Source organism: uncultured Gilvimarinus sp., from assembly GCF_963972205.1.
Taxonomy (GTDB): Bacteria; Pseudomonadota; Gammaproteobacteria; order Pseudomonadales; family Cellvibrionaceae; genus Gilvimarinus; species Gilvimarinus japonicus.
The window spans coordinates 133,680-147,314 of record NZ_CAXAUC010000002.1 but is presented as its reverse complement, the minus strand read 5'-3'; the positions used below and the strand labels follow the sequence as shown (position 1 = coordinate 147,314).

Below are 13,635 nucleotides of genomic sequence, written 5' to 3'. Positions count from 1 at the left end.
AAAGCTTGGTTTTAGGGTGAGAAAAACTGTAGGTTTTTATCCGGCATTAGTTGGTTCAACCAACGGACCAAGCGTTTTTTTGACGATTTCGTTTTACGGCGCAGCGCTATAGCCGAGTAATCAAATCCATCCAGCGCTTGCAGATCTTGTTCTAACGTGTGTGCCTTGAGCTTTGAGGTCAAACAGAACTCAGCAATGGCTGCATTCCAGTCATCTTTATTACCCCAGTAATGCCCAATCCACCTAGCCGCTGGCTCCAGCGGGCCTTGCTGCGCTAGCGCCAGTGAAAATGCAAACTGCTCTAGCAGCCGCCAAGGTGCTTGGGTGGCGCACAAACTGTCGCACAAATGCACGGCATGATCCGCCACCTGTTGGCTTATTTGACCCGGAATCGCAATAACGCCCGCATTCCACATAGCGGTGCTCTCATTGACTGAAACCTCGTTGTAGCAACCACCGCGCAGCGCCTGCCACATGGCCGACTCAGTTTTACTGCTAAACTCAGACAAGCACCCTTCACGCTCGTGCATTAAACACACACCACGATCCAGCTGTTGCACGATACCGTCCAACTCAGAGGCTAAAAATGTATCCGAGTCGACATACATTAAGTGCTCGCCGGGGTGACGCTGCACCATGTCCTGCACAGCTTTACATTTTATACGCCAAAAAAAGTCTTGCTCGCCGCGCCACTGCTGCAGCCGCTCAGGCGAAGTGTATTCGATATGAATACTGTCGCCAAAGCTTGCATAATACTCCGGCACATCGGTGTAGACCGTAATCGCGGGTTTAAGCTGAGCCTTTAAAATAGTCAAAATCGCAAAGCATGCTTGATAGTGATTTTTGGTATTCGGCCCAAAGGTCAACAGCATTACGTTCATTCGTTAGGTCCCACGACATGATGAATTGAATAAGAGTTTAAGGAGACGCCGCTCGTTAATCAGCGTTATTGAGCAGCCGGTGCTGGTGAATAAGCGACACCAGTATAGCAATTTTCTCGTTGGATAACTGCCGGTAATCCAGATAAGGCGACACCAATAAACGATGCTCTAGGTCGATAGCAAAGTAGCTATCGAGCCAGGTTAGACCTTTAAGCCCTAACTCGGCGGCGTAGGTTTTACCGGCCACAATATGCACCGCGTTGCGGGTAACGTCCGGTTCGCTAAACAGTAAAGCCACCTCACTACCGGCGTGCAACAAACGATGATCGCGGTAATCCTGCCAGCGCTCGGGCCAATCCGGCTGCCCCCCTAACGCGTACAAAAACTTGGCGTAAACACTAAAAAGTTTACGCCAGTGGTTGCTGGTATTGGCCACAATATGTTGCAGCTCGCCCGTCACCAGGGGCGCCATATGATCGAGCGCTGGGTAGTGATCCAACCCCGGACGATTGGCCACACAAAACGCCAAGCGATAGTTCGGATCGCCCAGCCCTACCGCGTGGGTGGGCTTATCACCTACCAAGGCAACTGCTGCCCATTGGAGTGCCAAAAGGTGCCACTGTTATCCAGATTTAACTCATCGATACGCGCCACTAAACGCTCGGCCGCCTGATCCGGAGTAATATCGCCATGGCCACCAATCATCTCGGTACCCACCAAACCCGGATGCAAAATTGCCACCGCAATGCCGCGCGGTTTTAAATCGCACGCCAGCGACATACCTGCCGCATTTAAGGCGGCCTTGGACATACGGTAACCGTAGCGTCCACCGCTGGTGTTATCGGTAATAGAACCCATACGACTGGTAATTAACGCAACTTTGGCATTGTCCGCTAAACGGTCGGCAAGCTTATCGGTGATCCGCAGTGGTGCCAGCGTATTGGTTTCAAACTGGGCGCGAATGGTATCGAGATTAAGCTGCCCTAAGCTCTCATTGTGCAAAATGCCCGCGTTGTTAATCAGCAAATCAATGCTTACGCCCTGCAGCGCATCATCTAATTTTTTGACTCCGGCATCAGTGCCAACATCAACGCCTTCTATCACCTTTGCCCCACTACCACTCAGCTCGGCCGATGCGCTGCGACAAGCCGCGTACACGGTATAACCGCGCGCTAAGTACAACTGCGCAAACGACAAACCAATACCGCGATTAGCGCCGGTAATTACTACTGTGTTAGACATACATCACCTCTGTCGAATCAATTAATGGGGTACGCTAAGGGCGGCTCGCGCCCGCCAGCTGAGCGCGTTACCATACCAGCAAATGATGTTATTCCCCACCTAGGAGCTCCTATGACGACTCTAATTATTGGCGCCAACGGCCAGATCGGCCAAACCTTAGTCAAACTGCTGTGCGAGCGCGGCGAGCGGCCACGAGCCATGGTGCGCAGTGCAGCGCCAGCTCTTGAGGCGCTGGGGGCAGAGGTGGTGGTCGCCAACCTAGAAGAGGACTTTGAGCACGCAATAAAAGGCTGTGACAAGATCGTATTTAGCGCCGGTTCAGGCGCCAGCACCGGTGCCGATAAAACGATTTTAGTGGACATGTGGAGCGCGATGCGCGCAGTCGACTTAGCCCAAAAGCACAACATCAAACAGTTTGTGATGGTCAGCTCGCGCGGCGCCGAGGACCCAAACAATGGCCCGGCCGCCATTAAGCACTACTCGGTGTGCAAAAAAATCGCCGACGACCATTTACTGCGCAGCCATGTGCCCTACACCATTGTGCGCCCCGGCCGGCTGACCAACGAGCCCGCCACCGGCCTGCTTAGCACCGAGATGCCAAACGATAAAGACGCACAAATTATCACCCGTGAGGACGTCGCCGGCGCTTTAGCTTATTGCCTGGATCACAAATCCACACTCGGCAGAATCTACCCGTTAGTCAATGGCCACGACACGTTCGCCGCAGCGTTTAGCTAGCAGACTAACCGCCACGCAAAAGACAAGTGCCGCGCGCTCGGGCATAATGCGCGGCTTTACCTCTTTAGGCTTTACTATGTCACTGGATAACGATCTTAAGCAGCGCTGCGCAGACCAATGTGAGCTGTGCAACGCTGAGGCGGCGCTTGCCACCTATCATCTGCCTAATAGCGATGGCCAAGACGACCGCTTAGCGCTATGCGCCATCTGCACAGAGCAGGCCGGCGCACCCACCGATGTGAATCATTTGCGCTGCCTCACCACCAGCGTTTGGAGCACCACCCCCGCCGCACAGGTTTTGTCGTATCGACTGCTGCACGAGCTGCGCAGTGAAACCTGGGCGCAAGAGCAGCTGGATATGGCCTACCTAGAAGACGATATTCGCGCCTGGGCCGAGGCCGGCATTACCACGGCAGATGAGCACGCGGTGGTGCACAAAGACAGCAACGGCGCGATCCTCGCCGCCGGCGATACCGTCACCATTATTAAAGATTTAAACGTTAAAGGTACCAGCTTTGTCGCCAAACGCGGCACGGCGGTTAGAGGGATATCCCTCACCGACAACCCCGCTCACATCGAGGGCCGGGTTAACGGCACCCGCATTGTGATTTTGACGGAGTTTGTTAAAAAGAGTGGGTAGCCGCCCGTTAAATCAACGGGCTAAACAAGTGGGTAATGTTTTCAAAAAATCGTGACATGGCGCTGCGCTGGCGCCAAACACTCAGGCTTAAAGCGTCGGCATCCGCGCGGTACTCATCCAAAAACCCACCCAACTCTGCGGCGGTAGCGCGATCATAAATGATCATGGTCATTTCAAAGTTAAGCCAGAGCGAACGCAAATCGAGATTGACGGTACCAAAAAAAGCCAGGGCGGAGTCGATCACCACCGCCTTGGTATGCAGCAACCCTGCACTGTAGGTATAGACCTCTACCCCTGACTCCAACATGCCAGCAAAATACGAGTGGCTGGCATGGCGCACCAGAAACGAATCGACTTTTTCCGGCACAATTAATCGCACTTTCACACCGCGCCGCGCGGCAATTTTTAAGGCCTGCTCGAGTGCCTCGCCCGGTACAAAATAGGGCGTAACGATATCGACAGATTCAACCGCGGCGTAAATGGCTTGCAGCAGTGCGCTTAAGATACTCTCTTTGGCCACATCTGGCCCAGAAGGGGCGGCCTGCAACAAGGCGGGCGAATCATCCGACTCAATGTCACGCTCAAGCAGCGGCAGCTCATCTGCGGTTTCAATGTTCCAGTACCAGCGAAACACGCCGTCAAACACCGGAACAGTCGGCCCCTCGATACGCGCCATCATATCGATCCATTGGCCCACACCGGCGTCAACTTTAAAGTGCGCTGGGTCCACCAAGTTAAAGCTGCCCATATAGGCAACTTTATTGTCAATAATAACGGTTTTACGGTGGTTGCGCAGATCGTAGCGGGCCAACTGCCAGGGCATAAAACGAATGGGGCAGGCTTTTACAACGGTGATGTTGGGCACTTGCAAACGGTGCAAAGCGGACGATGAAAAAAATACCGAGCTGCCCACCGCATCAAGCATAATACGGCAAAGTACGCCGCGCCCGGCGGCCGCCAGCAAGGCATCAACCACCCGCTCGATTAGACCGCCCGACTGCCAAATATAAAACTCAAGGTGACAAAACTGCTCGGCGCGGTCGATATCCGCCACCAGCGCATCGATAATGTGCTCGGCGCCTTGTAAAAAGCCAACCCGGTTGCCCCCCAGCGGCGGGATGCCCGAGGTATGATACTCAAGGCGCGCTAACGCCTGACTCGCCGGGTGACTGTCACGCCAGCTCTCGGGATGATTATGGGGCCCGTTGCGCCGCGCATGAAGATACGCCTGCTTTAGGCGGGCGGTGCGAGCCGAGCGCTTAACCCCTAAAAACCGTTCGCCAAACAATAGGTACAGCCCCACCCCCACGTAGGGCAGCAGCACCAACACCAACAGCCAGGCGAGTGAAACGCCCACCGGTAGGCGCAGCATAATAACCCGCACCGAAAAGGTGATAACCAACAGCAAGTGCCCCCAAATCAGCAGCTGCTGTAGCAACCCCCAAACAAATGAAATTGTTAACTCCATACCGGCGATCCTGGTTTTATTGCGGTGACTTACTGCGCTCACGGCGGGTTCACGCTATCATAAGCTAATGCTTGGCAGCGTCAGTGTAGCATGGCCAAAACGCTCACTACTTACGCGCCTGTTTCTTACAAGGATTAGTCTCGGAGTACCTATGAACAACCGCCGTCTCATTGCAGGCTTGACACTGTTGCTCGCAGGCAACACCGCCTTTGGCGCCAACCTCCAATTTATGAACCGCAGTGTTATCAGCGAGCTCAGTGCCGCTGAGGTGTCGTCGTTTAAAGAGCGTATTGGCGAAGCCCTAAACACCACACCCGACTTACGCACCATCAATTGGCAGTCTGACACATCAAACTTACGCGGCCGGGTTAAGATCAAATACAGCTACCGCAACAATGGTACCGAATGTCGCAATGCCATTGTCGATTTACGCAACGACGAAAATCGCCGCGACTTTTATCACGCCGATGTGTGCCAACAAAATGGCAAGTGGGTGGTAACCAAAACAGCGGCCAGCAACTTTAGTCGCAGCGATTGGGACAGCCTAAGTACAACTCTAAGCGACACGCTAAACAACAATCAGGATGGCGAAGCGAGACAGTGGCAATACGAAGGACACAGCGCCCGTTTAACGCCACTCAATACCAGCACTGACGAGCAGGGCAACCGTTGCCGGCTCACCGGTATCGAACTGACCGATAAAAATGGCGCGCACTCGCGGGGAGATTACTCATTCTGCAAACAGGGCGACGAATGGCGTCGCCCCGAGAAGCGTAAAAAGTAACGTGAATATAACTTAGCCGGCGCTCTCAACGCCGGCTAAGTTTTTTGTTATAGCTGCGCTTCCACCGGCATAAAACTCATAAACCCAGCACTAAAACGCCGCCACCAGCCAGCATTAGGCTCTGTGTCGTAACGTTTTTTATTAAAGGTATCGATCCAGACTAAATCGTCATTAGCCAGCTCTACCTTGTAAGCCACTTTATCGATCATCTCTTGCATGTTGTGCAGCATGGTTTCGGCAAGCTTGGGCGAGTCAATCAAAATACCCATCTCGGTGTTGAGCCAAGCGGAGCGCGGATCGAGATTGAATGAGCCAACAAACACCCAGCGCCGATCAATCACAAAGGTTTTTGCGTGCAAACTCGAGTTGGATTCAATACTCCATGCCTTTGGATCAACATCGGGAGAGGCTTTAATCTCATAGGCATTAACGCCATGCTTAAGCAATGTTTTACGCCGCTTAGCATAGCCGCTGTGTACCGCGACGACATCGGTCGCAGCCAATGCATTGGTAACAACGGTCACCTTAACGCCAGCCTCAGCTTTCTCGGTAAGCAGCTCGGTACCAATTTTACGTGGCACAAAGTAAGGCGACACCAAAAACAGCTCTTTCTCTGCATTGCCAAACAAGGTCAGCAAGCGGTCGATCACAAAAGTACCACCGCTCTCGCGCGCATTCATGGCCACCAAATCGGGCTTATCAACCCACAGGGCCATAGGCGCCCATGCCATGCTTAGGCTGGCATCTTTTAAGTGTTTAGCAATTTCCGAGTCGACCAATGCATCGGCATAAGGGCTACCTTCCAACGCCGTAATACTCTGCTCGACTTGGGCCTGGGCTCGGGCTTTATCACCTTGCTCTACGCCACCGTTGTTCGTGAGCATTTGATAGGGATACACCAACTCACTGTTCCAATAGCGATCAAATGCACTGGAGACTTCGCTCACCACAGGGCCTACCGCAAGCACATCGAGGTCACCAAAATTAACTCGCTTGTTAGCGTCAAAGTATTCATCGCCCACATTGCGCCCGCCGACTACCGTCGCAAGGTTATCGGCGGTTAGCGATTTATTGTGCATGCGGTGGTTAAGCCGGGCAAACTGCCCCAACATTTGCAATGCACGGCCGCTGCGACGGTAAAACGGGTTATACAGCCGTACCTCAATGTTAGGGTGGGCATCGAGTATATTAATAGGAAAATCGTCGGGGCGCTTTTCCAGGTCATCTAATAACAAGCGTACTTTTACGCCACGCTCTGCCGCTTGCCACAAAGACCACGTTAGAACTGTCCCGGTCGCATCTTGGTGAAACAAGTAGTATTGCACATCAATACTCTCGCTAGCCGCAGCAATCAAGGCCAAACGCGCCGCATAGGCCTCGGTACCGGCGCCCAACAAATGAACACCCGAGTCCCCCTCTATAGCCGTGCTATTGTCACGCAGCTGTGACACCCATCGAGCCAGGTCAGTGTCAGTGGGCGGCTCACCGGCGTACCCCTTCGCAATACCGCTACGATCTGGCGCCGAGCTGCAGCCCGTAAACCCACTAAGCGCCACCACTAAACCACCTATTAGCAAACATCGCAGAGTCACTCCTGACTGTAGAACCATGATCATGCGCGCAATCCTTGTGGCCCAAATTATTTGCAACATTCATTTAACCATCATAGATGCCGCATCTACAGGCAACAAGGCTCTCACCAGAGCTTTGCCGGCTATTTCTACACTCTCAACTCAAATAGCTTGTATCAAAAGACAATGCCCACCAAGAAAGGTAAAATATTACCCATAAAAATCTAAAATAAACAAAAAGAGTAAAATAAGACCCAAAATGTAAACTTTGTACAAAAGAGGTACTATAATACCCTTAAACCTGTTAATCGCTAAAATAAGGTATATTACTACCCATGAAAAAAATTAGCGCCGCCATGACCGACGAAGTCATTGCCGAGCAATTGTTTGCCCGCATTGAAGCGCGCCGCAAGGCCTTGCAAATTACTCAGGCCGATATGGCTGCGCGTATTGATATTACCCCCAAAACCTACCGCAACCTCAAAAAGGGCAGCTGCAGCGTTATGGTATTGCTGACCCTATTACGCCAACTCAACCTATTAGAAAACCTAGACTCGCTGATACCCCAGCCCACGGTTCGACCTACCGATGTCTGGCGTCAAACCCAGTCTAGCGCAGAGGGCATCAGGGAGCCCTCTGCAGGAGTCGGCGAACGGCTCGCCGCTCGCCAGCGCTTAAAAACCCGGGACCAATAAAGGAGAAGGCAAAAACATGGTGGCCAATGCCTGCAAAGTACAGTTTATGGGAGTCGATGTCGGCACCCTCGCCTATACCGACGACTCACCTTATGCAACGTTTGAGTACGAGCGCTCATGGCTTGCAGAGGGGTTCTCTATCGCTCCACTTTACATGCCGCTTACAGCGGCGGTGTATCAGTTTCCTGCGCTTTCGCCAAACACGTTCCGAGGGCTGCCGGCCGCCTTTGCCGACTCTCTTCCCGATGACTTTGGCAACGCCCTTATTAATAGCTGGCTGGCCCGCCAAGGGCTGGACAAATCTCAGTTCAGCGCCATCGACCGATTACTCTACACAGGCACCCGGGGTATGGGCGCCTTAGAGTACCAAACCGCCATCAACCCATTTAATAACCAAGCCAACAACTTACAGCTTTCAGAGCTGGTCACCCTGGCGCAGCAGGTTCTAAATGCCCGCAATGATCTAGACGTTACCGCATACAACAGCGGCGCGATGACACACCTACTGCAAGTGGGTACCTCAGCTGGCGGCGCCCGCCCCAAAGCGGTAATCGCCATCAATAGAGCGCGGACACACATTGTATCCGGGCAAGTAGATGCACCAGACGGCTTTGAGCACTACCTATTAAAATTTGATGGCGTGGTCGAGCACCACGCTGACCGGGAAACTTTTGGTGACCCCAAAGGCTACGGCTTAATGGAGTACGCCTACTACCAGATGGCGCGCAACTGCGGCATAGACATGGCCCCCAGCGAAATTCTGACGGAGAATGGCCGCAGCCACTTTATGACCAAGCGCTTTGACCGGGAGAACAACCAAAAATATCACATGCTCACACTATGCGCGATGGCGCATGCCGATTATAAGCAGCCCGGTTATTTCAGTTACGAAGAGCTACTAACGGTCGCCCGGCAGCTGAACCTGACGATACCTGAGCAAAAGCAAATTTATCGCCGCATGGTATTTAATGTGATAGCTCGCAACCATGATGACCACACAAAAAACACCGCCTTTTTTGTCGATGACGACTTTAACTGGCGTTTAGCGCCCGGCTACGACATCGCTTACAGTTACAAGCCAGGCTCCCCGTGGGTTAATAGCCATCAAATGTCCATCAACGGTAAGCGCGACCATTTTACCCGCCACGATCTGTTGCAAGTGGCTACACTGATTACCCGTTTTAGCGAACAGCAAGCCAACGCCGTTATCGATGAGGTCATTAACAGCGTCAAACGCTGGCCCGAGTTAGCCGAAGAGGTTGGGGTATTTACCTCACTGCGAGACGAAGTTAGCCTTAACCTCAGGCACTCAAACCTGCCACGCTAAAGGGCCGCTGGGTTCTGACGAAACAGCACTGGATTAATCCAGTTAGTATGATCGCAGGCGCCATTGCCCAAGTTGCGTGTGCTCAGGCGCAAGTGACTATGGCCGGCAACATTCAACAGTGCCGAATCAAACTCACCACTTTTAATGCGCTCACTGATGTAAATAGCCTCTCCGTCGGCAAACACTCTAAACTTAGCACCGTTCCCACAAGCGGATTCGTCATCGAGACCAAAAGCAATATAAAGCATCTCATAGTCGCGATCTAAATTAACGCGGTAGTCACTGCTCGCGTGTGTACCCAGGCCAAAACCATAAGAGTTACCCGCCACTCTTAACGGGCCACCACGCACGCTGCGGTTGGTATGCAGCGAGCCCCAGTCTTGCTGCCCTTGTGCCCCCAGGTCTGACAATAACCTAACCTCCCCGGTACTGACAAAAACATCACCCGAGGTGGTAGAACTTAGCTCATCGTCGACATAAACCTCAAAGCTCACCCGGCTAACGCCCGGCTCAAAGCGCTCGGCGGCAACCGCAAAAACCTCTGTTTCAGAGCGCGACACATCCGCTAAAAAGGTTGTTCCTTTTGCTTTAACATAAGGCTCAAGGGTGATCGCCACCGAGACGCCATCTGTGTCGCCTAACACCCGATAAATCAGCGGTTGGCCCTCGCCAATACGGTTCGCCGTAAAAACCACTCGGACATTGTCCCGCTCGCCAGACGGGTAAATGCGGTCCTCTTTCAGCAAAGCCTCGTTGCGCTTTAACACCTGAACGTCGTGCCGCAAACTCGCCAGGGGGACACCCCAAGGCAGCGGGGTGTCCGGCGACTCTCGTTCAGCCATCAGGTCAGTGCGCTCTTGCGGGTCTTGGCGGAGATCAAACAAAGACTCTTTCCCCGTTTTTAAGTGCTTCACGTATTTATAGGGATACCGCAGTGATGCGAGATACGTCCCGTCAAAGGGCTGAATCAAGGGCACAAAATAGTCGTCTGCCGGTGTACGTAAGACACTGCCACCCACAAAGTGATGATTGGTATCAATATCAAGTAAATCCGTCACGGTCGGCGCCACATCCAATTGCGACCTGGCCGTATTCGTAACAGCCTTGGGCTTAACATGCCCCGGCCACCAAACGAGCAGAGGTGTTTTAAAAAGCTCGTTATACACCGTTTTGGTATTGTGGTAATTGTTGTGTTGGCCCATCGGAAAGCCGTTGTCTCCCAGCACCACAACCACGCTGTTTTTTAAATAGTCGCGTTTATTCAACTCCTCAAAAAACACCTTAAGATACTGATCCGTCAGGTACATCGAATTGGCATAATTATCTTGATGCGACTGCGGGTTAGCGTGGATATACCGATGCTCAGGCGGGATATCATCAAACATCATATGATTTGTCACGCTCATGGTTGTGACAAAGAACGGGCTCTTTTGCTTAGGATTATCTCTGTTAGATTTCTCTAGCGAGTCAAGGTAGTCGAACGTTTTGCGATAAAAAATATCATCTCTTATCCCCCACCCTATCTTGTACTGCTTGCGCTCTTGCGGGGTTACAAACTTGCCGTCCATCCCGTGGGCATACTCAAAACCATTAGCGGCCACAAAATCTCCGGTATTTTCAAAACCCAAGCTGTGAAACGCCTTCATAAATACCGTGGTATAGCCACGCTCTTGCAGAATATGTGACAAGCAATGAAAATTGTTATCAGGGTAACTGGTAAAAACATTGGTGCGGTAACTGGGGTACACAGAGCACAGAGTCGCAAACTGGCCTTTACTGGTCTCGACCGAGGCGCTAAAAAAGTTATTTACGTATAACCCTTCATCTTTTAAGCGATTAAAAAACGGGGTAACCGACTGCCCATTTTCGACCTTATCAATATACTCAGCGCTAAACGACTCCAACATAACCACAAACACGTTGGGGGCAAAATCGGCATCAAAATGATCATTCGCCCCGTCCGACTTTTTTAAGTACGGATAAGGTTCGTGATCATTCCAGTCCGAGTCATCATATTGAAAATAGCGGTACACCGAGGCACTGAATTCGACAATTTCGTTACGAGAGGACGAGAAGGCCGCCACAGAAACGATATTTAAAAGTAAAAGGACAATAAGGGCCGGCACCTTAGCAGGGTACCGCAGAGGCGAGCCAACCATCTCATAACGCCGAAACAGCCAGATCACCACAAACACGGCCGCCAGCAGCGCGACCCACCCCACAACAGAAGCATTACTAAGCAGGTAATCTACCGCCTCCCAGGTCAACAAGTCGGCGCCGTTTTTGTAGACGATCAAAAAAGATAAGGGCTCAAGTCGCAACCAGTGGTAAACCAGCAGCAGCGCATAGATGGCAATCACAGCTTTTGTAACCGTCCCCGTCCAGCGGTAACGCAGCTGTGATAGCGCCGAGTACCAGAGTAAAAAAAATACCACGACAGAAAAAGCCGAAATCGCAGCGGTATTAAAAAACTGCAACCAAGACCAATCGGCTTGCCAAGCGACCCTCGCAACCAACAAAATTTGCATAAGCGCGAGCACGCCAAACAAACCATACCTTTTGGGTAACGGCATCAGCGCAAGCGAAGAACCGGGGGGAGTCACGTCCGCCTCTTTGTTTTCATCCATAAAACACGATCTCGTTATTATTGCTGCTAGCGACCGATCTCGGCCGTTTTTTTACTAGGCGCGCAAATGCGGTAGGCAATTTGATCGCCCGCCTACAATATTTATGTAACAGAATTATGAAAAGGCTAGCGAAACATACCAGATTACCGCCAACTTATCAGCCCGATGGCGTAGAGTGGCACGATTTTGTCGCTTGATAGGCGAAACGGCACGCAATACCTGCTAGAGCCAAGCGGTGGCACTCCAAAACCGAATGCCCTTTATAACGGTTAAAAAAAGCCCGAGACAACAGCCCGGGCTTTTTACTGTAAAAGACAGCCGATTCGGTTTGCACCGTATGTCTTTTTAAGCGCTATCTTTTACTCGGCAAACGGGTGGCGCAGCACGATAGTCTCTACCCGATCCGGTCCGGTAGAGATAATGTCCACCGGTGTATGCAACAACTCTTCTAGGCGTTTAATATAGTTGCGCGCATTTTGCGGCAATTCTTCTAGGGCGTGAACACCAAATGTCGATTCGCTCCAGCCGGGCATCTCTTCATAAATTGGCTGTACGCGGTCCCAACCATCCGCATCAAACGGAATCGGCATGGGGTTACCGTTTAAATCCTGATAACCAATACAAATTTTAACGGTCTCTAAACCATCCAGTACGTCGAGCTTGGTTAAGCATATACCGGTTACGCTATTGATGCGATTGGCGTGGTGCACAGCAACCGCATCAAACCAACCGCAGCGACGCTGACGGCCAGTGGTGGCACCAAACTCGTGGCCTTTTTCACCTAAGTGACGGCCAACTTCACAATCAAGCTCGGTAGGGAAAGGGCCAGAGCCAACACGGGTAGTGTAAGCCTTGGTTATACCCAAAACGTAATCAAGATACAGCGGACCAAAACCAGAACCGGTAGCGGTACCGCCAGCGGTGGTGTTAGAGCTGGTCACAAACGGATAAGTGCCGTGGTCGATATCTAGCAGCGAACCCTGCGCACCCTCAAACAAAATACTGCGATCTTCTTCGCGCGCAGTATGTAAAATATCAGTCACGTCGGCAATCATCGGCTTAAGCTCGATAGCCCACGCCTTAACTTGCTCAAGGGTGGCCTCGTAGTCCACCGCATCGACTTTGTAGTATTCGGTCAGCGCGAAGTTGTGAAACTCCATCACATCCTGAAGTTTTTTGGCAAAGCTTTCCATGTCGAGCAAGTCACCAAGGCGCAACCCGCGGCGGGCGACTTTATCTTCGTAAGCGGGGCCAATACCACGGCCGGTGGTACCGATTTTATCTTTGCCGCGCTTTAACTCACGAGCTTGGTCAAGGGCAATATGATAAGGCAAAATCAACGGGCAGGCAGGCGACAAACGCAAACGCTCACGCACCGGCACACCGCCGTCTTCCAGCTCGGCTAACTCTTTAAACAGCGCCTCGGGCGAGAGCACCACCCCGTTGCCAATCAAACAGGTTACACCTTCGCGTAAGACGCCAGAGGGGATAAGGTGCAAAACAGTTTTCTTACCGTCAATCACCAACGTGTGGCCGGCATTGTGGCCGCCCTGAAAACGGGAAACCAGCGACACTTGATCGGTCAGCAGGTCGACGATTTTACCTTTACCTTCGTCACCCCACTGGGTGCCTAATACCACGACATTCTTGCCCATGTTTTGG

12 protein-coding genes are annotated in these 13,635 nt (G+C 52.1%); 5 read left to right on the top strand and 7 right to left on the bottom strand.

Translation table 11 applies throughout. From position 1 onward, the window contains the following. Window positions 1-11: 11 nt before the first annotated feature. Genes AACY82_RS05195 through AACY82_RS05185 form a run of 3 tightly spaced genes read right to left on the bottom strand, consistent with a single transcriptional unit; the run spans window position 12 to window position 2,123 of the window. Entirely contained in the window at window positions 12-881 is an 870-nt protein-coding gene (locus AACY82_RS05195) for a hypothetical protein (protein WP_339615723.1), read from the bottom strand. A gap of 55 nt (window positions 882-936) precedes the next feature. Next, entirely contained in the window at window positions 937-1,491 is a 555-nt protein-coding gene (locus AACY82_RS05190; protein ID WP_339615722.1) for a hypothetical protein, read from the bottom strand. Then, window positions 1,458-2,123: an SDR family oxidoreductase gene (locus tag AACY82_RS05185; RefSeq protein WP_339615721.1), complete on the bottom strand. Its 666-nt coding sequence runs from the start codon at window positions 2,121-2,123 to the stop codon at window positions 1,458-1,460. The genes AACY82_RS05190 and AACY82_RS05185 overlap by 34 nt, the downstream gene beginning before the upstream one ends. 111 nt (window positions 2,124-2,234) lie before the next feature. Between AACY82_RS05185 and AACY82_RS05180 the strand changes: the two genes are divergently transcribed. Then, entirely contained in the window at window positions 2,235-2,861 is a 627-nt protein-coding gene (locus AACY82_RS05180) for an SDR family oxidoreductase (RefSeq protein WP_339615720.1), read from the top strand. A gap of 76 nt (window positions 2,862-2,937) precedes the next feature. Then, on the top strand, window positions 2,938-3,501 hold the full coding sequence (locus tag AACY82_RS05175) for a PhnA domain-containing protein (RefSeq protein ID WP_339615719.1): 564 nt from the start codon (window positions 2,938-2,940) through the stop codon (window positions 3,499-3,501). Between the two features lie 7 nt (window positions 3,502-3,508). On the opposite strand, the gene cls is transcribed toward AACY82_RS05175, so the two are convergent. Then, a complete protein-coding gene (cls, locus tag AACY82_RS05170; protein WP_339615718.1) occupies window positions 3,509-4,969 on the bottom strand; it encodes a cardiolipin synthase in 1,461 nt (486 codons plus the stop codon). A gap of 151 nt (window positions 4,970-5,120) precedes the next feature. Here cls and AACY82_RS05165 point away from each other — a divergent pair, with 151 nt between their 5' ends. Then, window positions 5,121-5,753, top strand: coding sequence for a hypothetical protein (locus AACY82_RS05165; protein WP_339615717.1), 633 nt, complete (start codon window positions 5,121-5,123; stop codon window positions 5,751-5,753). A 47-nt stretch (window positions 5,754-5,800) separates the two neighbouring features. Here the strand turns inward: AACY82_RS05165 and AACY82_RS05160 are convergent, their stop codons facing one another. After that, entirely contained in the window at window positions 5,801-7,369 is a 1,569-nt protein-coding gene (locus AACY82_RS05160; RefSeq protein ID WP_339615715.1) for a phospholipase D family protein, read from the bottom strand. Between the two features lie 290 nt (window positions 7,370-7,659). Here AACY82_RS05160 and AACY82_RS05155 point away from each other — a divergent pair, with 290 nt between their 5' ends. Further along, the gene (locus AACY82_RS05155; protein ID WP_339615714.1) at window positions 7,660-8,019 is read left to right on the top strand and encodes a helix-turn-helix transcriptional regulator; all 360 of its coding nucleotides are present in this window, start codon (window positions 7,660-7,662) and stop codon (window positions 8,017-8,019) included. A 16-nt stretch (window positions 8,020-8,035) separates the two neighbouring features. After that, window positions 8,036-9,346 carry a type II toxin-antitoxin system HipA family toxin gene (locus AACY82_RS05150; protein ID WP_339615713.1) on the top strand — a complete coding sequence of 437 codons (1,311 nt, stop codon included), beginning with the start codon at window positions 8,036-8,038 and terminating at the stop codon, window positions 9,344-9,346. Here the strand turns inward: AACY82_RS05150 and AACY82_RS05145 are convergent. Further along, entirely contained in the window at window positions 9,343-11,973 is a 2,631-nt protein-coding gene (locus AACY82_RS05145; RefSeq protein WP_339615712.1) for a sulfatase-like hydrolase/transferase, read from the bottom strand. The genes AACY82_RS05150 and AACY82_RS05145 overlap by 4 nt on opposite strands. A gap of 359 nt (window positions 11,974-12,332) precedes the next feature. Further along, entirely contained in the window at window positions 12,333-13,628 is a 1,296-nt protein-coding gene (locus AACY82_RS05140) for an adenylosuccinate synthase (RefSeq protein WP_339615711.1), read from the bottom strand. Window positions 13,629-13,635: the final 7 nt, after the last annotated feature.